Raw genomic sequence first — 22,912 nt, 5'->3', positions numbered from 1 at the left:
TCTGCAAGCGCTTGTTCTCCGCGCGCAGCCGCGAAAGCTCCATTTGCTCCGGCGTGACTGGCTTCGCTCCCGCTCCGTTCAGCTTGCCTGACTCATCGGCCTTCACCCAGTTGCGAAGCGTCTGCTCCGACATGCCCAGCTCGCGGGCCACCACGGCGAACCCTTGGCCATCCTTGATCCGTTGCACGGCCGCTGCCTTGAACTCCGCCGTGTATGCCTGTTTGGGTACCTTGAACATTCCTGTTTCCCTTCCTTTCCGTCGAGTTTATACATGACCTCTTGGAAGGCGAAATTTCAGGGGAAGCTCAAGAAAGGACCAACTAAGCAAAAAGGCAACCTACTAAGGTTGCCTTCTTTAGTTTCGATTTACAGGTCTTCGATAAGCTTCAAGACTTCGCCGGTTGTATAGGCACCCTCGATGGGGTTTTTATCGAAGACCATCATGTAGTGGTAGCGATAGCCTGTTTCATGTGAAATCTGGTTTGCTTGCGCCTCCCAGATATTCCCAAGCTTGAGCTTAACCTTGGAGTCCGAATTGTCCCTATCATCACCCTTCGTTTCCACGATAACGATGCTCTTGTTTTTGGTGAGAATGATGAAGTCAGGATAGTGATTCAGGAAACCGTTGATCAAGAAACCCTTAGCCCGTTCAAGGTTCTTGTGCCACCAGACGATATTTTCCAAGTCTGCGACACCACGGATGACCTTCGCCTCCAAGGTGTTAACACTTGCCTCAGTGACATACAAGCTCTTGCCGATAGCAGGGGCGTTTTCACTCGGAGCAATCGCGGCAGGAAGCGAGAATGCTGGACGAAGTTTGATCTTTTGAGTCGTCAGCCAGTGACCGAACTCTTTTGCAGCATACTCATTGGCGAGGCTCTGAATCTTTTCCTTAATGAGCTTGACATAGGCATAGTCACGCTCTAGGCAATCAGCACGTTGATCACTATTCATTGCCTCCACAATACGAGTGAGGTAATGCTTTACGTCGTTGTCCTCAATCGGATAAAAGGTGTTCTTGCCAATCAAGCTAAAGAGCCGGGCAACGATCGACGTAATCTGACCTGAAGTTGGCTGACTCTTGATGATGGCATTGAGTCGTTCCTTCTGTGTCTTTTTCACAGCCGTGAAAGACGGAGCACTCTCCCCTTTACCTATTTCTTCCGCATCTACCGCGTAGACATCTGCTTCAGCGGCAGCGAAATCGATTGTGGCGTCAAGATTTCCCAACACAAAATTAGACAGCAAGTTTTCCTTGGCAAGCTTTTGCCACTCGTCATCAGTGTCGAAAAAGCCACCATCTGAAGGAAGTTTGATGAAAAACTGTGGAAACTGGATTGCCTGTGCCGATTCTGCGAAGATCGGCTTAATCTTGTGCTCGTTCATATGAACCTTCAGTTCATCCGGACAACTATCGCCATCCGTAGCATTCGCTTGTTGTTCAAATTCTTGAGCCTGTGCGACAGCCTGAGCCTTGATCGCCTCAACACCAGCAACATCACTTTCAGGAGCTTCTTGCTCGCTTTTGTCGGCCTCTGATTTCGTAGCTTGCTCAACGGCCTGTTGCTCCCACTCAGGATTGAGCTTATTTTTCTCTACGTTTAGCCCTTGCCCTTCATCGGATTCCGAAGTCTTCTCGTTCTTTTCGTCACCCGTTTGAGCCGTGAGGTTGAGTTCCTCTTGGGTAGGCGAAGGGCCAGGACTTGGCTCCAGTTCAAGCGAAGACAGATCCACTTCCCGATAGTCACGCTTGGAGAAACCAGCCTTGTTCAGTCCTTCAACGACCTGGTTCAAGGTGCTTTGGAACTGACTAGACGATGTGAACACGTAACTCAAATTCAGGAGTTCTACACCGTGCTTTCGCGTGTAGGGCATACGAAGCACGCGCCCAAGAATCTGAGTCACATCGACCACAGAGGACTTATTTGCCAGCGTGGCAAGCACGTAGGCGAATGGACAGTCCCAGCCTTCTTTCAGAGCATTGACCGTAATGATGTATCGTATGGGGCAGCTACGATCCATCAAATTCACATCTTTCTTCAGTTCGTTGACACTCGCAGTTTTGATCGCGATTTGCTCACGAGGAATGTTCAATTCAAGAAGAATTTCGCGAATTTTTTCAAAGGTGGTTGTGTCGTCCTTGTTCTTTGGTTCAGCCTGGAACAGCACGATAGGACGAATGTAGCCGCCGCCTTTGTCTTCGGCTTTCTTGGCAAACTCTTCCAACTGGCGACGCATATTCAGAGCCGCCATGATCACATCTTCCTGACTGCGCTGGTTAGCAACAATCACAGGAAGTTTGACCATGTTTTGCTTCTTAAGCCGCAACGCATCAACATAGCTAATGATATTGCTGTTGTCGCGTGGCGTGGCAGTCAGGTCAAAAATGAAATTCGGGTTGAGGTTGCGAAGCATGTCAACAGACAAGGTGCTTTCGGCATTGTGGCTTTCGTCCACAACCACAACCGGCTTGAGACTGCGCATGACATTGATGAGAGCCGAAGGATCGGTTCCCTCCAAGGGCTCAACAGCTTCGCCATTGTCATTGAGAAACGACGCCAGATAGCCGTTCTCTTGGAATGCCTTACGGTTTTCCTTGTTCGTCGCCTTGAGTGAGTCAAAGGACATCACAACGATTGAAAGCTGCTCTCGCACAGTGTCGGCATTGAAGCCTGCACCTTGAAGCACATCGCCCTTGTCATAAATCTGGACACGACCATTGAACAGATCGTTCAAACGTTGGCGGTATGGGTGATCAATGTTGGATAGGTTCTTAATCGTCTGCTCAAGGATCGTCAGAGAAGGAACCAACCACACTACGAATTTAGGACGTGTGGGGTTGTACTCTGCAAAGGCAGAGAAAATTCTGTCCAAGGCATTGACTGCAATGAAGGTTTTTCCGCCAGCAGTGGGCACCTTCACGCAGACATGGGGAACTTCCTTGATGTTGTTCTTATAGACTTGATCCAGCACTCCCCGGTCTTTCCAAAATTTTGTAAAAGCCTTCGCCAGATGCCCTTTGCATTCAAGGAGGGTATCCAAGTAATTACTCAGATCCGTGAGCACGTCCGCTTGATAGTCTTTAAGTTCCATGTTCTATCTTTTCTTAGAAGCGGGTGATGTCTCGCGGAATACGCTTGAACGTGATCGAGTGCTTGTACAAGAAATCTTTGTCCAAAGCACACTTATCAGCATAAATCACAAATTGCTCCGGTCTAGACGGAAGACTCTTGATGTTCAGGGCCGCCAGAAAATCAAGATCTAGGGTCGTGATCCTGTCCCTCTCGTAATAGAAGACCAATAATGCAGTTTCCGTTGCACCTAAAGCGTAAGGTGTGATTGGATTGTCTTTGCCAAACTGTTGCGACGGAGGAATGCTCTCAGTATAGGCAACGTAGTCTCGAATAGCATCAGCACCTACTTCTTCATTGAGATTCTTGTCTTCCTTGAAAAAAGCCGCACCCACGGTGTAGTAGTCAAAGCCACCACCTGTACCAGCTACAGCCTTATTACCTTCTCCATAGCCGTTGATGACACGACGAACCCGTTCAGCAGTGATGGTTTCTGTATAGTCCATCATTTCACACAAGATGAATCGGCGATTGCCGCCATCTTTGGCATTCAACTTCAGGACAGCGTGGGCAGTTGTGCCACTGCCTGAGAATGAATCAAGAATGATTGAGTTTTTTGAGGTAGCGAGTTGGAGCAGCATCTCGACCAACAAGACAGATTTTGGCGTTTGAAACGCTGATAGCCCATTGAAGATATTTTTAATCTCAGCCTTAGCCGATTCGTTTGTACCGGCGTCGCTGGCAAAAAATATTGTCTCAGGGGTCAAGCCACGCTCCTTCTCATTCAAGTAGGTTTTCACACGTGGCACTCCATTCCCATCTTTACCAAACCATATTTTCCCTTCTGAAATTTCTCGGCGCATTACTTCCTCGGTGTAGAGCCAGCATCTGCCGCTCACCAATTCATGCCTTTTCCCATTGGGGGCAATGAGTGTGTAAAACTGTGACTGAGTAGCATGACCCGCCTGTGCTGTTGCTGGATCAGATTTCCACAGTCCACGCACATCGCCATCTGGATTCTTGTAATTCGCCAGCGCCTTCTCCGTCATCGGCACTTGCTTCAAGACATTAAAGTCAAGATTAGAGCTTTTGCAGTATGCCAATACGTAATCGTGACGGACAGAGACCATCTTTCGGTTTTCTCTGTTGGTGCGTTTTTCCCAAATGAAATTAGCCAAAAAATTGCCTGAGCCGAAAATTTCATCCACAATCAACTTGAGCGTAGCCTGCTCATTGTCGTCGATTGAGATGAAAATCACACCGTCGTCAGCCAACAAGCGATGCAGCAGCTTTAAACGTGGATACATCATGCACAGCCATTTGTCGTGCCTACTTAAATCTTCGCCTTCTTTACCCACGACTTGACCAAGCCATTTCTTGATCTTGGGGTCATTCACAGCATCGTTATAAATCCAGTTTTCCTCGCCAGTATTGTAGGGCGGGTCAATGTAGATGCAATTTACCTTTCCTTCAAATGCAGGCAAAAGACTCTTCAAGGCTTCAAGGTTATCGCCATGAATAATACGATTGTTCGTTGAGTTCGTAGGTGTACTTTCTTTTGCACTGAAGCTGTATTGCTTATCTAGCAAACGAAACGGCACATCATGATGGTGGTTGACTACCTTGTCTTTTCCCACCCAGTGAAGTGTTGGCATAAATCGGCTTTCTTGATTAACTGGCACAGCTTGCCAGTAGTCTGTTTTTCGAAATTGGTTGTAATGCTCTACTCACCTGCTTCCTCTTCCCATTCCCGCAGGACGGGGAGTTTCTCAGCAATCTTGATCCCCGACCTTCTTCCAGCCGTTTCTTCTATACCTTCAGGAAGTCAGGTTCCAACCCAAGCATATCGCTAATTATACCGTAGCCCAGATCTCGTCATCGCAGCCTCGGGCTCATCGAGGTAACTCAAACAGTCAATCAACGCGTCCATGTTGTTGCCATAAAACGCGGGAAAACAAAAGATCTGCGCGAAGACCCGATGGAACGAAGGCCAGTCTGTAATTTCAGTCGTGTCCACGAACACTTTCGTCATCGCGCTTTTCCGAATTCTGTTGTGTGTCTAAGCGGTTCCCATAGGTACTCCATCGTCGGATGTCGACGATTCTGGCACCGAGTACCAGTGACCGTTCCTGGCCGCAACCTGCCGGCGGCGCCTGCGCTTTCCCTTCCGACGGCGCTACCTCGGAAGGGGCTTGCGCAAGCACGGCTGACCGACGAGGAGCGCCCAGCGCCATCACGTCAATGCAGAACGCTTGCCGCCCCGCAGCATTTCTTGAACTTCTTCCCACTGCCGCACGGGCAGGGATCGTTGCGGCCGATCTTGGGCGCCGCCCGCTGAATCGTCGTCGCAAGTTGCCGTTCGTGCACTGCGCCGCGGTACGGCAACCAGGATGCTGTCGGGGATCTGCTCCGAAAGCTCCTCGCGCTGTTTGGGCCAGCGCACGAGCAACTCCTCCTCGTCGCTTACGTCCTCCGCGCCCAGAAGGTGGATGGGCCGCAGCCAAGCCTTTGCCTGGGCATCGTCGAACAGCGGTTGCCAATCGGTCCGGCGCAGTCCGACGCCGTCCATAAAACCGTGCGCCCACGCTTCACCGTCCAGGTACTCGTGCGGATCGTCCGGGTAGCTGTTGATGTTGAACACTGGTGCGATTGAATCGGGATCGTGTTCAAGCGTCTGGATGATCCCGTTGTAGTGGCGCATCAGAAGGCCGAAAACGTGCTGGGCCTGTTCCATCGACTCGAAGTGCGGCGCGTCCTCCGGCGTTGGGCCCCAGACGGCCGGCAACCATTCGCTCGGCAGCACCGTGGTGGGACCGATGGCGATGGCCGTCAGGAATCCGTCGAGCGTGTCGATCATCATGGCGTCGTCCGACACCATGTCGGACATCAGAAATTGGTCGAGTTCGTCGATCTCATCGTCGGACTGATGAATCATGCGCAAATGGTCCAGGATAGGGCGGTCACGGCGACGCCTGGCCGACCGTCTTGAAACGATCAGCGAAGTGGCTCGCGGCGACGCATACGGAAAGCCCCCATTTTACCGATCAGAGACAAGGCCCGGCTTGGTCGTTCGATGCGTCCTGCGCCGATCGCGCATCTGTCGTCTCGGACAGAAACGTTCGACGTCATTCAATGCGCGCTTTCGCCAGCAGGGCGTCGATCTCCTCGTTCACAACCTGCGACTGGCTCTTCCCGGTCGTCGCACAGTAGATCTTCAGCCGACGAAGCTTGTCTGCGGTCACGTCGATCGACAAGCGCACGCGCTTGTCATTCGCCAGAAGGCGTTGCAGCTTTTCGGGAACAGCGGCGGGGCGGTTGACGGTCAGGGCCATCGTGATCTCCAGGGAACGTCGTTAAGCGGCGCAGGCCAGCGGTTGCGCAACCAGAGCCAGGCATTCGTCCGCGAGCGCGTCGATCTCGGCGCGTGCGGCAAGCAGCGCCGGGCGATCGATACTTTTGATGTCGTCGAAGACCGTCTTGCCCTCCGACAGCGCCGTCGGATACGCGACGCGCTGATGAACGACGGTCGACAGCAGAGGTACGCCCAGGTCGCCCAATACCGCCGTCGCTTCGCGAAGCAGCCGGGTGCGTGGCGCCGCGCGGGTCAGCACGAACGCGGCGCGGAGCGTGCCGTCGGTCAGAGCCTGGCGCTGACGCACCAGGTCGACGAGCCCGGACAGCGCCCACAGGTCGTTCGGCGTGGCCTGAACCGGGATCAGAACGAGATCTGCGGCCTTGATCGCGGCCACGGACATCAATGGGTCGTTCGCCACGCCGTCGATGATCTGAACGTCGTCTTGGCGCCCAAGCTTCTTCAAGTCTTTGTCGAGCGTCGGTCGATCCAGACCAATCACATCGATGTCCGCTTGGTCGTGGCTCGCGGCCCACATCCGGACCGCCGACCCTGGCGCTTTGTCGCTGTCGACCAGCAACACGCGCTGCTGCCGGCGGGCGAGAGCCACCGCCAGGTGAATCGCGGTCGTGCTCTTGCCGCTGCCGCCCTTTTCCGAGACCAGGCCGATGGTGATCATCGATTGCTCCGCATTCAGGTGTTGGTGTGCCGACGTGTGCCGGTGTGTCATGGCACAGACGTGCCGTTGCGTAGTTGTGCCGCGGTGCCTTTGTGCCGTGGCACAACACGATGTAACCGTACTTCCTACGGAAATTCAAATTGTTTGGTAGACCGTTCATCAAAAACGCGATGAGCGGCGATCGTGCCGATCACGATTGCCCAGCGGAGCCTGCGTCCGTCGCCTGAGGCCGATCGCTCGACGCGCTTGCCGCTCGTGCGGTATGCGGGGATGCCCGTCGGCGTGTCATCGGGCAAAGCCGGGACTGCCGGTACTCATCGACAGGGTGGCTTTCACTCGTTGCTGGCGCGGACGTCGGGTTTGGCATGGGCGAGTGCTTGATGGGGCAGAACTCGGACGCGTGAAAACCTCGCCGGAGGCGAGTGGACGATCCCGCTTCGCGCTCAGAGCCCGGGGCCGCTGACCTGCCGCACATGGGCACGGTAACGCTTCACCCCGCGGTGATGGCCCCGGTTCGTCGCCGAAGGCGGTTACCGGGGTTGAGTGCCGAGGCGGCGATAGCCGCCCAGATGTTGGTGTTCCCGCCGGCACCGCAAAACTACAGGATTAAACCGGTCGGGTGGTGGGAACTGCCTTCTGGCAGGTTCCCAACCACCTTCCTGCTCTCTTTTTCTAGAGTACGACGTACATGTACGTATAAGAGGGGAACGCGCCCCCGAGGGGCGCTCCCCTTATGTACTTTATAAAAACCTTAAGCGCGGCCGGAACCCTGATCCGGCAAGGGTTTGCGGGCAGGTTCTGCACACTCGTTCATAGATCTGTGCATCGTCGTTCATAGAGTCCCGCATCGTCGTTCATAGAGCCTGCACGCTCGTTCATAGACCCGACGACGCGCGGACCGGATGACGCAGCGACGGCGCCATCTTGCCAGCGCATGCAGCCCCGTGAAAAAAAGCGTCGAAAACATGCCGATATATGCCGTCGTTATTCGACAATCGGCCGCGCTGGAGCTTTACTGGGTGTGGATCAACCCAAGGAGCCTGTCCATGCCAACCCGTCCCGCTCTGCTGAACAGCGCGAGTACCACGATCTCCCGCCAGCAAAACGCAGCGATTGACACGAAGGTGTCGCTGCAACTGCCGCGCACCACGATCGTCCGGATCCTCATCACGAAGACCGTCGCGGATGCCGCCCTGACCGATGCTATTCATGCTGAAGTGTTGGCTCAAGTAGCCCGACGCAAGCATCCGGATCGGCATGCGCACGAGTGGAACATCGCAACCTCGCTCGGCAACGAGGCATGGGCGGCTATGGAGGGCATCCGCACTCGGACCGGTGCCCGTGTCAGCGAAGTCATGCGCGCCATCCTTGTCGTTGCGCTCAACGCCGGGATCGATCGATTCGAGCACGAGTTCGCCACGGCGCTGGCCGCGCGCAAAGCTGCATCGGATCGTGGACGGCAAGATCTCACTCGCCGTGTCGCGAAGGCTAACCTCAAAGTGTCCGGCGGGGTGGTGGCATGAGCACGCATCTACGCCAGGTTTTCCCGCGTCCAGGCGCTAATGTTCCAGCAGCAGGTGCTTCGGCCGCGACACGTAGGCGTCAGCTCTCGGTGGGCCGGCGCAAGGCATCGGACGGCGCGAAGAAATCGGCCACGCGCAGCGACATCCTGCCGATCGCCCCGATCATCGTGCGCAGCGCAGAACCCATGCCCGGGATCGTCCGGGCCACCGGGCGCGGTTTCGCGCCGGCCGCAGATTGGCCCATTGGCCTGCCGATGGTGCCCAACCTGGTGTCGCGCAGCGCACTGTTCTCCTGCGTTCGCACCGTCGTTCCGAACGAGCCGGACGAGGACGCCTCCGCTCCACGCATTGTCGGCGTCGTGATCGAGAAACGGGTGGCGTCGACGAGTCAATACAAGGTGGTGTATCGGGGAGAGGTTCTGAACCAGGCGGACGGCGAGGTCTGGCAGGTCGCGATCCTGACCGCGCGACAGGCCGGGGCCGCTGGCCTGCCTGTGACTTTCTCGCTGAACGAGTGGTGCCGCGTCCTGAATCGCCGCGAGAACGATCAGCGAACGAACACGGCGATCGTCCGGTCGCTGAAGCGGCTCATGGGTGCGTTCCTGATGGTCGAGAACCGCGAAAGCGGTGAGGACGTATGGGTCAACCTGATCGAACGCGTCAAGCGCGATCCGACCTCTGGACGCTACATGATCTCGATCAACCCGCTCATCGTCTCGCTGTTCACCGACGACGTGACCGAGATCGATCTTCGCCGCAAGGCTCGGCTTCGGTCATCGCTGGCGAAGTGGATGCACGATTACTTCTCAACCCACAGCCATCCCATTCCGATGGCGCTCGAGCGGTTGCAGGAGCTGAGCGGCATGGCCGCGAACACCGCGCTGCGCAACGTTCGGATCAAGGTGCGCGAGGCGATCGAGGAACTGCAAACGTGCGAGCCGCCGTTGTTCGCAAAAGGCACGGTGATCGAGCGCGACAAGCTGCACGTCGTCAAAGCGACGAACTCATTGTTCCGTCCGCCCAAGCCGGTCGTAGTGGCGACGGTGCCGCCCAAGGCTGTCATGCCGCTGGCCGATGACATCAGTGATGCGCTCGCCGAGCGCGACAGGCGGTCAACCGCGGAAAAAGCCGCTGCACGTCAGCGCTCCCGCGTCGCGCTTTGATCACAACGGCCGCTGGGCCGTTTCCCATACACCAACCTACGGCCGAACCCACCGCGGCGATCCTCGCCACGGACGTGATGGGTTCCCCCCGTTGCGCGTTGCTCGATACCCGGTGGTGACGCCGCCCCGTTTCGCCTTCCTCGACGCATAGCCCCACCGACACCGTCCTGGTCAAGGGACCGCTGCGCTGCTGGTCCTCACCCGTTCGCGTCCTCCTGCGTCGTCCGCGCGTGCGGCTTCCGGCCAGCCCCGTGCCCCGGTGCCGGCAGGGCTCGTTATGCGCCAGGCGAAACACGGCAGCAGACCTTCACCACCAGGAGCAGAAGCTATGAGCAACGCACAACAACCCATCACGAACGGCAACGACGAAAACCGCGGCGGTTCCTCCGCCCCCCAGGCTCTCACGACTGCAGATGATGCAACTCATTTGAAGGACGGCACGATCGACGCCAACAACCTTCGCACGGCGCTTCGCCACTTCACGGGCACGGAAAATCTCTACGGGTTGGGTGTCTTGTTCCGCAACGCGGTCTACACGGACGGCGTTCACTTTTTGATCCAGTCGGCTCAATGCGCCTGGTTCGTGACCGATTCGATGGCCTGGGTTGCGCAGAAGGTGCCGGGCCGGAACTACGACGACGGGTTCATGACCGTCGAGCTGCACCCGCAAGCGGACGGCGGCGCAGAACTGCTGATCACCGATGGCAACGGCAAGACCCTCTACACGCAGCGCTACACGTCGCACACGTTTCCGTTGAACGAAGGCATCAAGCTTTACGCCGTCTGGGGCGAGACGTCACGCGGCCCGTGCTGGTACCTCATGCTCACGAGCGAGTATTGATCGAGCAACGGCCACGGTCGACGAGGGCAGGGCGGCGCGAGGCCGCCCATTCTGCGGTTAGAGCCGTCCGCGCGGCTTGCCACCCATCACCGGCCGCTCATACGCGGGAAGCGGGTCGGTGGTCGCTTCGTCGGCCACAGCGCGCAGCTCTGCCGCTTCGCGTTGCTGGCGTTCCTGCAACGCCGCGTCCCGGCGCATGACGAGGTAGTCGTCGAGAGTCAGCCAACCGCACTCCACACCGTCCTCTGGAAGCGTTTCCGCACCCAGGCTGAGCGACGTGAAGAAGTCGATCGGCTTGCCATCGACAACCGTAAACGGCCATTCGTCGTCGGGTAGGGCCCGAGTGAGGAAATCGCCGATCGACGTGAAGCCCATGCCTTTCTTTCCGACAGCATCGAGCCGAGCCTGCTCCTGATACCGCTTGTTCCGCAGCTCCATCAACGGGCGAATCTCGTCGAGTCCGTTGATCTTGTGCTTTTTGAAATAGACGGCACGCTCTTCCTCGGTGATGAACGTTTGCAACACGCGCAGGTAATCGCGAACGTCGCCCAGCCGATAATAGTAAGCCCCTTTCTCGCTCGTCTTGACGTGCGGCGGCGGGCGGCCTTGATCACGCTCTTCTTTGAGCGTCTCTTTGCTCCGGCCCAAGATCATGGCGACCTGGTCGGGAACGAGCAGCACAAGCTCATCCAGCGTCGAGAGCTGAGTGAGCAGAATCTCGTTGGAAATGAGGCGTTCGGTGGCCTCGCGAGGCAATCGCGGCATGACGGCCCTCGTTACGCCTTCGGATTGCGCGCCGAGTTTAGATGGTCGCGGACATCGCCCAACCGGTAGTAGAAGGTTCCACGGTCGCTGGTCTTAACGAAAGGGATGCCGGTGCCAGCTTTCCGTTCCGCGTCCAGCGCGGCCAAGGACGTGCCCAGGATCATCGCGGTCTGTTCGCACGACAGCAACAGGCTGCCGTCCAGGTCGGCGAACTTGGATAAAAGCGCTTCGGTCGTAAGGGAGGAACCCGTCATGATTTTCAGTTCTTACGTTGGAGTGCGGATGCTTCCGCGTGAGCAGCCTGTCGCCGGTGCATCAGATATTCGTCAAGCGATAGCCAGCCGCATGCAACGCCGTCGGTGGGCAGTTCGCTGCCCACCGCCAGCGACGCAAAAAAGTCGATCGGTTTGCCAGCGACAATTGTAAACGGCCACTGATCGTCGAGGCCACCCTGGGTGAGGAAGTCGCCGAACGACGAAAAACGGAAAATCGGGGACCTGTCGCGAAGCAGCTCAACGTCGAGGCCGGCCTCACGATTCGCCGAGGCCCGTTGCGCGTCGCGGGTGCTGTTGAACGTTTCAGACTTGATTCGCGACCAGACGTGGTCCCGGACGACGCCCAGCACGTAGTGAACACGCTTGCCATCGGACACGAAGGGGGGCGGCTTTCCGGCCCGGCGTTCTTCACGCAGGCGTTCAGGCGTCGTGCCGGTCACCATCGCGACCTGTTCCGGGACGAGTAGAAGCGAAGGCGATAGTTTGTCGAACTCCCGAAGCAGGACTTCGGAGGGGATCATCGGCACGATCTTCGGCATCGCACACCCATGAAGTGACTCTGGCAGCAGTTAAGGCCCAGTATACCGGGGAGCCATAACGGAGCCATGAATGACAAAGGGTTACCGGCTTGCGCTGGTAACCCTTTGATTTTCTTGGTAGGCCGTACTGGATTCGAACCAGTGACCAACGGATTAAAAGTCCGCTGCTCTACCAACTGAGCTAACGACCCGAAGAGGCGAGATTATAGCGACCCTCGCAAAGCTCGTCAACGCCGGCCTGCAAGGTTCGCTTCAGCCGATTGCTACTTGGTCTGCGCCAGCTTTTGCTGTGCGGTTTGCGCCACGTCCGACCCGCTGTACTGCGAAACGATCTCTTGCAACGTCTTACGAGCGGCCGCCTTCTGGCCTTGCTCGAGCTGGTTGTTCGCGATCGCCAGCAGCGCTTCGGGTGCGCGCGGGTGCTGCGGATAGTTCTTTACGATGCCTTGCCAAATGGCCGTCGAGCCCTTGTAGTCGTGCAGCGCATACAGCGCGTTGCCGAGCCAATACTGCGCCGTCGGCTGATAGGGGCTCTGCGGATACTTCGCGACGAAGCTGCGGAATGCCGCCGCCGCGCCCTTGAAGTCGCCGCTTCGAAACTGCTGCGACGCCGCGTTGAACGCATCCGTTTCACCGGGCTGCACCGTGCCTTGGACTCCATCGATCGTCTCCGACTGCGGCTCGAGCTTCTTGAGCCGCCCATCGAGATCGGTGTAGTAGTCCTTTTGCTGCTTCTGCAAGGTGGTGACCTGGTTGGTCAGATCCTCGTTTTGCCCGCGCAGCGTCGCGATCTGCTGATTGAGCTGATCGAGGCGCCCCTGCTGATCGATCAAGGAGCGCTGCGCGGCCGACAATTGACTCGTGAGGTTGTCCGTCTTCGCTCGCAAGTCGAGGATGGCTTGACGGGCCTGATCGTCGTCGAACAGGCCCGCGTGCGCCGGCGCCGCAACGAGCGCCGATGCCGCCAAGCATACGGCTGCGGAACCGCGCAGCCAGGAGAAACGGTGCGTCATACGCTTTGTCACCCGTTACGATTTACTGATAGATGATGTCCGCGCGGCGGTTTTGCGCCCACGAAGCTTCATCGTGACCCTGCGCCATCGGCTTTTCCTTACCGAGGCTCACGGCTTCCATTTGCGACGCCGGCACGCCGTCGGCTTCCAGCGCTTGCATGACCGCTTGCGCACGCTTTTGGCCCAGCGCCAGGTTGTACTCGGCCGTGCCGCGCTCATCCGTGTTGCCTTGGATCAGGATGTGACGCTGCGGGTGGCTTTGCAGGTACTGCGCGTGCGCCTTGAGCAGCGAGTCGTAGTCCGACTTGACCGAGTATTGGTCGAAGTCGAAGTACACGCTGCGCTTGGCCAGCGGGCTGTTCGCGTCGTTCAGTTCGTCAACCGTGACCGGGGCGACCGTGTTCGCGCTCGGCTGCGTGCTGACGGCGCCTTGCGTCGGGTTTTCATTCAGCTTCGTGCCCGAATGGCACGCTGCCAACGCACCGACCAGCGCCACGGCACATGCGATACGAAGTTTGGACATCATTTCTTACTCTCCTTGTGTGTCATTGCATAAATGGACCCCAAGACGGCTCGGTCACAATGCCGCCCCGAACGGACAGGATTTGCCGCGTCCGACCGTCGGTCGAAACAGCGGCCAGCACGCCACGGCCGTTCACCTGAGTGGCGTAAAGAACGTACTGACCATTCGCCGCGAAGCTGGGCGATTCGTCATGTGTCGTGTCGGTCAGCGCCGTTGCGACGCCGGTCTCCAGGTCCTGGACGTAGAGCTTGAACGCTCCGCCCACGCGCGAAATATAGGCGAGTTCCTTGCCGTCGGGGCTCACGCGCGGGCTCGTGTTGTAATTGCCCGTGAACGTCACGCGTTGGGCCGCGCCGGCGCTCTCGCCCTGCGCGGGCATCTTGTAGATCTGCGGCTGGCCGCCCCGGTCGCTCGTGAAGTAGATCCACTGGCCATCGGGGGAGTAGAACGGCTCGGTATCGATGGCCGTGCTATGCGACAGGCGCCGCAAGCCGCCGCCGTTCGCATTGACTGCATAAATCTGCGTATTGCCCGTCAAGGTCAGCGCAACGGCGACCGTGCGGCCGTCCGGCGACCACGTCGGCGCGCTGTTGCTGCCTTTCTGATCGGAGATCACCACGCGGCGCCCGGTGGGCAGATCGTGGATGTAGACGATCGGCTTGCGCTTTTCGAACGAGACGTAAGCCACCTTCGTACCGTCGGGCGACCAGGCGGGGGAGATGATCGGCTCGGGGCTGGACAGCGCAACATGCGCGTCTTGGCCGTCCGAATCGGAGATCTGCAACTGATAGCGGTTGCCGACCTTCACGACGTACGACAGCCGCGTGGCGAATACGCCGCGCGTGCCGAGCAGCTTCCAATAGATGTAATCGGCGATCTTGTGCGCGGTCAGGCGCAGGCTGTCTTGCGGCGTCGTAAACGACAGCCCGCCGAGGCTTTGGCCCTTGACCGTGTCGTACAGCCGGAAACGCACGTCGTACTGGCCGTTCGCCGTACGCTGAACGCTACCGGCGACGAACGCGTTGGCGCCCTTGACCTTCCATGCGCCCAAATCGACGGAATCGGTTTCGGAGACGGGCGTGGAACCGGCATCGACCAGCGAAAATTTGCCGCTGTGCTGCAGGTCCTGGCGCACGATTTCACTGACGGATTGCGGTGCGCCCGTTTCGCCGGCGAAATTCGCCGTCGCGATCGGGAACTGCGTGGAGCCGACACCCGTCACGAGCACGTTGAGCTGCGCATGCGCCGAGGCGGCCGACGCGATGAGGCACGACGCCAACAACGTCCGCAGGCCTAGTTTCGTCATCAAACTCATGCTGAAAATCCCATAAAACGAAAAAATGGCACGACAGCCAAGAGACTCTCGAACGCACGAATCGTTCCTGATAAGGTCCGGATCATCGAAACGTGCCTTCCGTGCCTTGGGTCAGCCCGCCGGCCGCAGCGTGATCAGGAACGACGCCGGTGCGCGTCCGTTCGTGTCGAGCGGCATCGGATTGGACGCATTCACGGCATTCAACGCGGCCTGATCCCATTGGGCGTTGCCGCTGCCCTTTTGAATCGAGGCCGACAGCACCTGGCCATCGGGCGCGCAGTGCACCGAGACGACCGTCTCGAGCCCCGCCGTTTCGCCGCCCCAAATAATGTTCGGCCGTACACGCCGGCGCACCTTGTCGGAGTAGCCCGGCGACGCCGCTGTGCCGCCCGAACCGCTGCCCGTACCGCTCTTCGCGAGCCCGTTGCCGCCTTCGCTTTGGCCGGCCATCCCCTGCAACTGCGCGAGCCGCGCGCGCCGCTCTTGCTCGAGCTGCGCCTTTTGCTTGGCCTGCTGCTGAGCGAGCGCCTTGGCCTTCGCGGCTTTTTCCGCATCGGCCTTTTGCTGGGCTTCGAGTTGCTGTTGCTTGAGCTGCGCTTGCTTTTCCTGTTCCTGCTTTTTCAGTTGCGCCTGCTTTTGCTGTTCCTGCGCCTGTTGCTCGCGCAGCTTCTCGGCTTGCTCTTGTTTGAGCTTTTGCTGGGCGGCCTTTTGCTCGGCTTGCTGGCGCGCGAGCTCCGCTTGACGGCGTTCTTGCTCCTGCTGCTCTTGCAGCGCCTTTTGACGCTGCTCCTGCTCGAGCTGCGCGGCGCGTGCCGCCGCTTCCTGCTGCTTACGCTTCTTTTCTTGCAGCGCGATATCGGCCTGTTCCTGATCGATGGGCGGCGTCGGCGCGACGCGCACGGGCGGTGCCGGAGGAGGGGGCGCGTTCGGCGTGGGCGTGGGCGAAATATCGGTCCAAATCTCGGCCTCGGCGCCGGCCGGCGTGCTGTTTTGCCAATGGATGCCGTGGTAGAGGAACAACCCGAGCAGCACGTGGATCAGGAGCGCGAGGGCGAACGCCCGCCACGTCCCGCGCTCGCGAGGCGGTTGAAGCGGATAGACGGACTGCTTGCGATTCATTGCGATTTGACGAGCAAGCCTACACGCTTGACGCCGCGCGCCTTCAAGTCGGACATCACTTTCATGACCGCGTCGTACTGGACGGTCTTGTCGGCGGCGATCACGACCGGTTGATCGGGATGCGACGCTTCACGCTCCGTCACGAAGTTGTTCAGATCGGCGCGCGTCATCTGCTGCTCTTGTTCGGCGCCGCCCGCATCGTCCTTGTAGCGCACGCTCATCTTGCCGTCGGCGCGAATGTTCACGACGACGGGAGGCGTTTGCTGCTGAGGCGCCGCGCCGCCGACCGTGGGCAGATTCACGATCGAGGGGGCGACGAGCGGTGCCGTCACCATGAAGATGACGAGCAGCACCAGCATGACGTCGATGTACGGCACGACGTTGATGTCTGCCATCGCGCGGCGCGATCGGCCGCCGCGCATGCTGGATCGGTTGGTGGAGCCGGCCATCGCGTACTCCTTAATGCGCCTGGCGCTGCAAGATGTTCGAAAACTCTTCGATGAACGTCTCGAAGCGGATCGCGAGCCGGTCGATATCGTGCGCGTAGCGGTTGTAGGCAACCACGGCCGGGATCGCGGCGAACAGGCCGATCGCGGTGGCCGTCAGCGCTTCGGCGATACCGGGCGCGACGTTCGCGAGCGTGGCTTGCTGGACGTTGGCCAGGCCGCGGAACGCGTTCATGATCCCCCAGACCGTGCCGAACAGACCGATGTAAGGGCTGACCGAACCGACCGAAGCGAGGAAGGCGAGGTTGGCCTCGAGCACGTCCATCTCGCGTTGGAAGGCCGCGCGCATCGCGCGGCGCGCGCCGTCGAGAATCGCGCCCGGGTCGTTGATACGCCGTTCCTTGCCTTTCAAGAACTCACGCATGCCCGATTCGAAGATCCGTTCGAGCCCGCCGATCGTGTGCCGGTTGTTCGCCGCGCTTTGATACAGCGCCTGCAGATCGCCGCCGGACCAGAAATCGCGCTCGAATTGTTCAGTTTGCGCCCGCGCCCGCCGGATGGCAAACCACTTGCGGAAGATGAACGTCCACGACATCAGGGAGAGCAGCAGCAGCAGCCCCATCACCGCTTGCGCGAGCACGCTCGCGTTCAGGACGAGGGAAATGATCGACAAATCTTGTGCGTTATTCATAAAAAGTGTGCTTATGCGTCAGAACGGCGAGGTCCCTGCAAGGTACGCAAAGGGTAATAGTCGGCCACTTGAAAGCGTTGCCGCATCAAAGCGGAACCCCGTTTGGTATCGACCGGCACGATACTAGTTCATCGACGTAGTCCTCAACGGAAATTAGGTGCCGGCCGTTGACATATCCGCGACAAACGCACGCGGATCGCGCCGTAACGCATCGGCTACCGAGGCGGGCAACGCAACCGGCTTGAGCGTGGCGAGCTCGACGCAGCCGACGCGAATCGTGCCGATCGCGAGCGTCGCGTCGCCGCGCCGCGCCTCCTGGACGAATTCGACACTTGCCCGGCCAAGCCGCTCGATGCGGTTGGCGATCGTCAGCGCATCGTCCAGACGCGCCGGCGCGCGGTATTGCACAGCGGTTTCGCTGACGATGAAGACGATACCGAGCTCCTCGGCGAGCCTGCGTTGATCGATGCCGCATGCGCGCAGCCATTCGGTGCGTGCCCGCTCGAAAAACTTCAGATAGTTCGCGAAAAAGACGATGCCGCCCGCATCGGTGTCTTCGTAGTAGACGCGGATCGGCCAATCGAAGCTGAATTGCACGCCGCGATGGCTGGTTGGCTGGTTCATGGCCCGGCATTTTACCGGATGTACAAACCGGTCTCGAAATTGCTTGCGCAGGCGCGCCCGTATTGCGTTTGCGCTCGAGCGCCCCGCTTTGGCGGGCCCGCGCGAGCGCCGCGCGGCGCATCCCGGGGGGCGGAGCCGATTGCCCCATTGCCCAATTGCCTATTGGGTGCGCTTCAAATAAACTATCGCGCTCATCCCTGCGTGACTGGCGATAAAACCCTTCGGGGTCAAGGTGGAGCGACCCACCGTGAAGCGCAGGGTGCCGTTTTGCCGTTCGCCTGGGCAGCCGAGTCATGGTGCGCCGTCGTTTGCGTCGCCAGCGGTTGTCTCGCCCATGCAACGGAATCTTCCGCCACGTCTGGGCTGGCCTTCCGCCAGCAGCGCAAGCGTACGACCGGTACGTGTCCCGCGCACGATTCGGCCAACCTGACCACCCTTAACGGAACGCGTATGTTTGACAGAGCCCAAAGCACCATCGCCAACGTCGATCCTGAAATCTGGAACGCCATCCAGCAGGAAAACCGCCGCCAGGAAGAGCACATCGAGCTCATCGCCTCGGAAAACTACACGAGCCCGGCCGTGATGGCCGCGCAAGGCTCGCAACTGACGAACAAGTACGCCGAGGGCTATCCCGGTAAGCGCTACTACGGCGGCTGCGAGTACGTCGACGTCGTCGAGCAGCTCGCGATCGACCGCGTGAAGGCGCTGTTCGGCGCCGAGGCCGCGAACGTGCAGCCGAACTCGGGCTCGCAAGCGAACCAGGGCGTGTTTTTCGCGATGCTCAAGCCCGGCGACACGATCATGGGCATGAGCCTCGCCGAAGGCGGCCACCTGACGCACGGCTCGCCCGTGAACATGTCGGGCAAATGGTTCAACGTGGTCAGCTACGGCCTGAACGCGGCCGAAGACATCGATTACGATGCGGCCGAAAAGCTTGCGCAAGAGCACAAACCCAAGCTGATCGTCGCGGGCGCTTCGGCGTTCGCGCTCAAGATCGACTTCGAGCGGCTGGCGAAAATCGCCAAGTCGGTCGGTGCGTATTTGATGGTCGATATGGCCCACTACGCGGGCTTGATCGCGGCCGGCGTGTATCCGAACCCGGTGCCGCACGCGGATTTCGTCACCACCACGACCCACAAGAGCCTGCGCGGCCCGCGCGGCGGCGTGATCCTGATGAAAGCTGAGTTCGAAAAGCAGATCAATTCGGCGATCTTCCCCGGCATTCAAGGCGGCCCGCTCATGCACGTGATCGCCGGCAAGGCCGTCGCGTTCAAGGAAGCGGCCACGCCCGAGTTCAAGGCGTATCAGCAGCAAGTGGTGGAGAACGCGCGCGTGCTGGCCGAAACGCTGGTCAAGCGTGGCCTGCGCATCGTCTCGGGCCGCACGGAAAGCCACGTGATGCTGGTCGACCTGCGTGCGAAGAAGATCACGGGTAAGGTTGCCGAGGCAGTGCTCGGCGCGGCGCATATCACGGTCAACAAGAACGCGATCCCGAACGACCCGGAAAAGCCGTTCGTGACGAGCGGTATCCGTCTGGGTTCGCCGGCGATGACGACGCGTGGTTTCGGTCCGAAGGAAGCCGAGCAAGTGGGCAACCTGATTGCCGACGTGCTCGACAACCCGGAAGACGCAGCCACGATCGAGCGTGTGCGGGCGCAAGTGAGCGAGCTCACGAAGCGCTTCCCTGTCTACCGCTGATCGGCCATGCGCTGTCCTTTTTGCCGGCACGAAGATACGCAAGTCGTCGACTCGCGCGTATCGGAGGACGGCGCCGCGATTCGGCGGCGCCGCCGCTGCCCAGCCTGCGATAAACGTTTCACGACGTACGAGCGGGTTGAGCTGACGCTGCCGGCCGTGGTGAAAAAGGATGGCAGCCGCAGCGAGTTCGACCGTCGCAAGATTGCGGCGAGCATGCGGCTCGCATTGCGCAAGCGTCCCGTTTCCGCCGAGGCGATCGATGCGGCGGTGGCCCGCATCGAGTATCTGTTGCTTGGCAGCGGCGAGCGCGAAGTGCGCAGCGAGCGGCTGGGCGAACTCGTGATGAACGAGTTGCTCGCGCTCGATAAGATCGCTTATGTGCGGTTTGCTTCCGTGTACCGGCGCTTCGAAGACGTATCCGATTTCGAGGATGTGATCGAGGAGTTTCGCCGGCCGAAGCCAGATAAGCCCACGCGCAAGCGTTGATTTCGTTTCAGCTCTAATCACCGTCGTTTCTCCACCGCCGTTGTTCAATGCGCCATTGTCGAGCGCAGGCATTCTCGCGCGCCATTGGCCGAACGGGCGATGGTGCGCTCCGGCGGCACCCGTTAGATTGGCGAGGATGCCGATGACGGGAGCAATGAGCGATGCGAGACCTATGCGGGCGCGGTTCCAACGGCCGCCCATACCCCACGAACCCATCGCGGACGTTGCGCTGCGGTGGTTTTTCGCTCGTCGAACTCCTCGTCGTTACCGTACTCGCGGCGTCGGCTGCCGTGGTCGCCGCTCCGGCATTGTCGGGATGGCATGCGCGTGATCGTGTGGATGGCGCGGCCAGGGCGCTGCTCGCAAGCCTGACCTTCGCCCGGGGCGAGGCAATCGCACGCGGCGCCCGCGTCGTCGTATGCCCGGTCGATGGCACGGCTCGCTGTGCCGCTCGCGCGCATCCTTGCTCGCGAGGCCCGCTCGGCTGGACGTGCGGCTGGGCGGTCGTCGTCGACGCGGGGCGCGCGGGCCGAGCGCTACGCGTGTATCGGCGCGTGCCGGGGCTTTCCATTGCCGCCGGTTCGGCCCCAGTCGAATTCACGCCGCCCGCGGGGCAGGTCATCGGGGGGTTTCGCAAATTCGAACTGGCGGCGGCCGGCGCGATGACGTTGCGCGATGGAGATCCCGAACGCGATCGCCTGCGCCGGTGCATCCGCATCGCGGCCGGCGGGCGGGCGAGGCTCGAGCGCGGGGGATGCGATGGGCGGCGCGCATGAGCCCGATTCACACGCATGGGCGCGGCTGCGCGGGCGCTTCCCTGCTCGAAGTGCTGGTGGCCGTTTCGCTCCTTGCCGTCTCGCTTCTGGGCATCGCGGCCGCGCAGTTGGCTTCCCTGGGCGATGTCGAGACGCAGACGCGTCGTGCCCACGCCTCGTGGCTGGCGGCATCGACCGCCGAGACGGTGCGATTGCGCGCGGGCTCTTCGAGCCTGCTCGAGCATTCGCGAGCGCGCGCACAGGCGGTGATACCTGGCGGGCAAGTGGACGTCGTCGATGAGGCGCACGAGGTTGGGGCGGTTCTCGTGCATTGGCCTGGCCGAGTGGAACTCGGCCGCTCCGGCCTTCGCAGCCCTTGCGCGGTTGGCGCCGATCCGGCGCTGACGCATTGCATCGCGCTGCCTTTCGCGGGACGCAAATGATGGGGGCGTCACGAGCGCATTCGATACGAAGGCACGCACGAAGATTGAAGCGGTACCGCCCGGGCGTGCAAGCCGGCCATATGCTGCTCGAATGGCTGATCGCGGCGGCGCTTGGATTGACCGTGTTGGCCGGCGCCTCGAGCCTATACCGGGCCCAGCGCGCATCGTTCGAGCGCGCGGCCGACGCGGCGCGGATGATCGAGGCGGGAGCCACCGCGCTGATGCTGTTGGGGCAGCAAATCCAAATGGCGGGGTATGCGCCCGCTGCGCTGCCCGCGCTGCGCGCTCCCGTCACCCCCGGAGTATTCGGCTGCCGCTCCTCGCGGCTCATGGTGGGCAGCGCGGCCGACGAGTTGGGTTGCATCGGCGATGACACGGTTCGCGCCAATTCGGACAGCATCGTCGTGCGCTATATCGACGATGCGGTGGCCACGTGGCGGGGCGCATCGGGGGAGCCGACCGATTGCCTGGGGCAAGGCGTGGCCCGTCGAGGGGAGCATGCGGTCATCGTCAATCACTTCTACGTGGCGCAGCCGCCGAGGCGTGGCGAACCGGAACTGTACTGCGCGGGCAATGGGGGCGGGCGTTCGCCGCAACCGATCGTCGAAGGTATCGACCGGATCGAACTCGGCTATTGGCTGCAAGGTGCCGAGGAGCCGGTGCGCGCCGCAACCGTTTCCCTTACGCCAATGCAATGGGCCGAGGTGGTGGCGGTCGAGCTATGCGTCGTCTCTCGCGGCCGGCGCGCGGTGGGCACGAGCGGATTCATCGGCTGCGACGGGCAATACGTGCCGATTCGCGATGGGCGGCCGAGGCTGTCGCTGTCAAGCCGGGTGCTCGTGCGCAATCATGCGCAGGCGTGGCTATGAGGATCGAGAAATCCGCTGCGCAACGGCGATGCGGCGAACGCGCAGGCAACGAGGCCCACCAGGTGCCCGCCGCGAGACGCGCCCAGCCCTTTACCGGTGCGCGCGCCGCCGTCCGCGCTCGTTGCCGGTTGCAGGCGCGCCATCGCGGCATCGCGCTGCCGAGTGCGCTGATGCTTGCCTCGATGATGCTGACGACGTCGGCCGTGTGGCTCGAGGCGTCGTTGGCGCTGAGCCGCTTCGACGGCAACGTGCACGAGCATCTGCGGGCGGCGCACGCGGCGGACGGCGCACTCGCCCTGTGCGTGCGCGATTGGCGCTCTGGCGTCGCGCCCGTTGCATCGGTGCGGCGCGGCGTACCCGATGCCCGGTCCTTCGACGGCGGTGCCGTCTATGAGCCCGTGCCGTATTGGCCCGGCTCGGCGCGTGCGCCGCAGTGCGTAATCGAAGCCGCCGTTGCGGACGGCAGTGTCGACGTACAGGCGTATTGGATCACCGCGCGCGGGTTCGGCGCGCTCGAGTCCACGCAAGCGTGGCTCGAACTCACGATCGTGCGCGAACGAGGTATGGAGCGGCAGTCGTGGCGGCGCATCGTCTCCGCGCCGGCGGCGAACTAGTACGAATACGAACCGAACGCTCCGGATGTATCGACGACGGAAAGCCATCCACCCTCCACCGGCCAAAGCCCACGCTCCGGACCGGCCAATCAGGAAGGAAATTGAATA

At 60.4% G+C, this 22,912-nt stretch carries 26 protein-coding genes, 1 tRNA gene and 1 riboswitch; of the genes, 9 read left to right on the top strand and 18 right to left on the bottom strand.

The window, feature by feature from the left end:
* The 7 genes from C0Z18_RS23655 to parA all read right to left on the bottom strand — a co-directional run.
* On the bottom strand, positions 1–238 hold a 238-nt coding region (locus C0Z18_RS23655), incomplete at its 3' end, for a transposase (protein WP_146014087.1).
* A 128-nt stretch (positions 239–366) separates the two neighbouring features.
* Complete coding sequence (locus C0Z18_RS23650) at positions 367–3,093, bottom strand: DEAD/DEAH box helicase (protein ID WP_102647871.1); 2,727 nt, start codon at positions 3,091–3,093, stop codon at positions 367–369.
* A gap of 13 nt (positions 3,094–3,106) precedes the next feature.
* The gene (locus C0Z18_RS23645; protein WP_102647870.1) at positions 3,107–4,726 is read right to left on the bottom strand and encodes a site-specific DNA-methyltransferase; all 1,620 of its coding nucleotides are present in this window, start codon (positions 4,724–4,726) and stop codon (positions 3,107–3,109) included.
* Between the two features lie 194 nt (positions 4,727–4,920).
* Positions 4,921–5,103 (bottom strand): barstar family protein, encoded by a 183-nt coding sequence (locus C0Z18_RS23640; protein WP_102647869.1) that lies wholly within the window; start codon positions 5,101–5,103, stop codon positions 4,921–4,923.
* A 201-nt stretch (positions 5,104–5,304) separates the two neighbouring features.
* A complete protein-coding gene (locus tag C0Z18_RS33985; protein WP_456300767.1) occupies positions 5,305–6,006 on the bottom strand; it encodes a YecA/YgfB family protein in 702 nt (233 codons plus the stop codon).
* A gap of 190 nt (positions 6,007–6,196) precedes the next feature.
* Positions 6,197–6,403: a hypothetical protein gene (locus C0Z18_RS23630; RefSeq protein WP_102647868.1), complete on the bottom strand. Its 207-nt coding sequence runs from the start codon at positions 6,401–6,403 to the stop codon at positions 6,197–6,199.
* Between the two features lie 21 nt (positions 6,404–6,424).
* Positions 6,425–7,102 carry a ParA family partition ATPase gene (parA, locus tag C0Z18_RS23625; RefSeq protein ID WP_102647890.1) on the bottom strand — a complete coding sequence of 226 codons (678 nt, stop codon included), beginning with the start codon at positions 7,100–7,102 and terminating at the stop codon, positions 6,425–6,427.
* Positions 7,103–8,046: 944 nt separating this feature from the next.
* On the opposite strand from parA, the gene C0Z18_RS23620 reads away from it, so the two are divergent.
* From C0Z18_RS23620 to C0Z18_RS23610, 3 genes are all read left to right on the top strand, one after another.
* On the top strand, positions 8,047–8,625 hold the full coding sequence (locus C0Z18_RS23620) for a hypothetical protein (protein WP_146014086.1): 579 nt from the start codon (positions 8,047–8,049) through the stop codon (positions 8,623–8,625).
* A gap of 89 nt (positions 8,626–8,714) precedes the next feature.
* On the top strand, positions 8,715–9,788 hold the full coding sequence (gene trfA / locus C0Z18_RS23615; protein WP_158244283.1) for a plasmid replication initiator TrfA: 1,074 nt from the start codon (positions 8,715–8,717) through the stop codon (positions 9,786–9,788).
* Between the two features lie 328 nt (positions 9,789–10,116).
* Positions 10,117–10,629 carry a DUF6876 family protein gene (locus tag C0Z18_RS23610; RefSeq protein WP_102647865.1) on the top strand — a complete coding sequence of 171 codons (513 nt, stop codon included), beginning with the start codon at positions 10,117–10,119 and terminating at the stop codon, positions 10,627–10,629.
* Between the two features lie 57 nt (positions 10,630–10,686).
* Here C0Z18_RS23610 and C0Z18_RS23605 read toward each other — a convergent pair whose 3' ends face one another.
* The 11 genes from C0Z18_RS23605 to ybgC all read right to left on the bottom strand — a co-directional run bounded on the left by C0Z18_RS23605 (position 10,687) and on the right by ybgC (position 17,939).
* Positions 10,687–11,394: a hypothetical protein gene (locus tag C0Z18_RS23605; RefSeq protein WP_102647864.1), complete on the bottom strand. Its 708-nt coding sequence runs from the start codon at positions 11,392–11,394 to the stop codon at positions 10,687–10,689.
* An 11-nt stretch (positions 11,395–11,405) separates the two neighbouring features.
* Entirely contained in the window at positions 11,406–11,648 is a 243-nt protein-coding gene (locus C0Z18_RS23600; protein ID WP_102647863.1) for a hypothetical protein, read from the bottom strand.
* A 5-nt stretch (positions 11,649–11,653) separates the two neighbouring features.
* Complete coding sequence (locus C0Z18_RS23595) at positions 11,654–12,208, bottom strand: hypothetical protein (protein ID WP_102647862.1); 555 nt, start codon at positions 12,206–12,208, stop codon at positions 11,654–11,656.
* A 115-nt stretch (positions 12,209–12,323) separates the two neighbouring features.
* Positions 12,324–12,399, bottom strand: a tRNA-Lys gene (locus tag C0Z18_RS23590).
* A 72-nt stretch (positions 12,400–12,471) separates the two neighbouring features.
* On the bottom strand, positions 12,472–13,221 hold the full coding sequence (gene ybgF, locus C0Z18_RS23585) for a tol-pal system protein YbgF (RefSeq protein ID WP_102647861.1): 750 nt from the start codon (positions 13,219–13,221) through the stop codon (positions 12,472–12,474).
* Positions 13,222–13,243: 22 nt separating this feature from the next.
* Positions 13,244–13,747 (bottom strand): peptidoglycan-associated lipoprotein Pal, encoded by a 504-nt coding sequence (gene pal, locus C0Z18_RS23580; protein ID WP_102647860.1) that lies wholly within the window; start codon positions 13,745–13,747, stop codon positions 13,244–13,246.
* A gap of 19 nt (positions 13,748–13,766) precedes the next feature.
* Complete coding sequence (gene tolB, locus C0Z18_RS23575; RefSeq protein ID WP_102647859.1) at positions 13,767–15,059, bottom strand: Tol-Pal system beta propeller repeat protein TolB; 1,293 nt, start codon at positions 15,057–15,059, stop codon at positions 13,767–13,769.
* A 111-nt stretch (positions 15,060–15,170) separates the two neighbouring features.
* Positions 15,171–16,178 (bottom strand): cell envelope integrity protein TolA, encoded by a 1,008-nt coding sequence (tolA, locus tag C0Z18_RS23570; RefSeq protein ID WP_102647858.1) that lies wholly within the window; start codon positions 16,176–16,178, stop codon positions 15,171–15,173.
* Complete coding sequence (gene tolR / locus C0Z18_RS23565; protein ID WP_102647857.1) at positions 16,175–16,627, bottom strand: protein TolR; 453 nt, start codon at positions 16,625–16,627, stop codon at positions 16,175–16,177. The genes tolA and tolR overlap by 4 nt, the downstream gene beginning before the upstream one ends.
* Before the next feature lie 10 nt (positions 16,628–16,637).
* Positions 16,638–17,315 carry a protein TolQ gene (gene tolQ / locus C0Z18_RS23560; RefSeq protein WP_102647856.1) on the bottom strand — a complete coding sequence of 226 codons (678 nt, stop codon included), beginning with the start codon at positions 17,313–17,315 and terminating at the stop codon, positions 16,638–16,640.
* Positions 17,316–17,468: 153 nt separating this feature from the next.
* Complete coding sequence (ybgC, locus tag C0Z18_RS23555; protein ID WP_102647855.1) at positions 17,469–17,939, bottom strand: tol-pal system-associated acyl-CoA thioesterase; 471 nt, start codon at positions 17,937–17,939, stop codon at positions 17,469–17,471.
* Positions 17,940–18,130: 191 nt separating this feature from the next.
* A riboswitch (ZMP/ZTP riboswitch) is annotated at positions 18,131–18,230 on the top strand.
* 159 nt (positions 18,231–18,389) lie between these two features.
* Here ybgC and glyA point away from each other — a divergent pair.
* From glyA to C0Z18_RS23520, 6 genes are all read left to right on the top strand, one after another.
* Positions 18,390–19,637 carry a serine hydroxymethyltransferase gene (glyA, locus tag C0Z18_RS23545; protein WP_102647854.1) on the top strand — a complete coding sequence of 416 codons (1,248 nt, stop codon included), beginning with the start codon at positions 18,390–18,392 and terminating at the stop codon, positions 19,635–19,637.
* Positions 19,638–19,643: 6 nt separating this feature from the next.
* The gene (nrdR, locus tag C0Z18_RS23540; RefSeq protein ID WP_102647853.1) at positions 19,644–20,123 is read left to right on the top strand and encodes a transcriptional regulator NrdR; all 480 of its coding nucleotides are present in this window, start codon (positions 19,644–19,646) and stop codon (positions 20,121–20,123) included.
* A gap of 161 nt (positions 20,124–20,284) precedes the next feature.
* Positions 20,285–20,899 (top strand): GspH/FimT family protein, encoded by a 615-nt coding sequence (locus C0Z18_RS23535; RefSeq protein ID WP_102647852.1) that lies wholly within the window; start codon positions 20,285–20,287, stop codon positions 20,897–20,899.
* Positions 20,896–21,321 (top strand): type IV pilus modification PilV family protein, encoded by a 426-nt coding sequence (locus C0Z18_RS23530; protein WP_146014085.1) that lies wholly within the window; start codon positions 20,896–20,898, stop codon positions 21,319–21,321. The genes C0Z18_RS23535 and C0Z18_RS23530 overlap by 4 nt, the downstream gene beginning before the upstream one ends.
* 44 nt (positions 21,322–21,365) lie before the next feature.
* A complete protein-coding gene (locus C0Z18_RS23525) occupies positions 21,366–22,190 on the top strand; it encodes a PilW family protein (RefSeq protein WP_158244282.1) in 825 nt (274 codons plus the stop codon).
* A complete protein-coding gene (locus tag C0Z18_RS23520; RefSeq protein ID WP_102647849.1) occupies positions 22,187–22,804 on the top strand; it encodes a pilus assembly protein in 618 nt (205 codons plus the stop codon). The genes C0Z18_RS23525 and C0Z18_RS23520 overlap by 4 nt, the downstream gene beginning before the upstream one ends.
* The last annotated feature ends 108 nt before the right edge of the window (positions 22,805–22,912 follow it).

The organism is Trinickia dabaoshanensis, from assembly GCF_002879885.1.
Taxonomy (GTDB): Bacteria; Pseudomonadota; Gammaproteobacteria; order Burkholderiales; family Burkholderiaceae; genus Trinickia; species Trinickia dabaoshanensis.
Note: the sequence above shows the minus strand (reverse complement) of the source record. Positions and strands in the feature narration are given on the sequence as shown.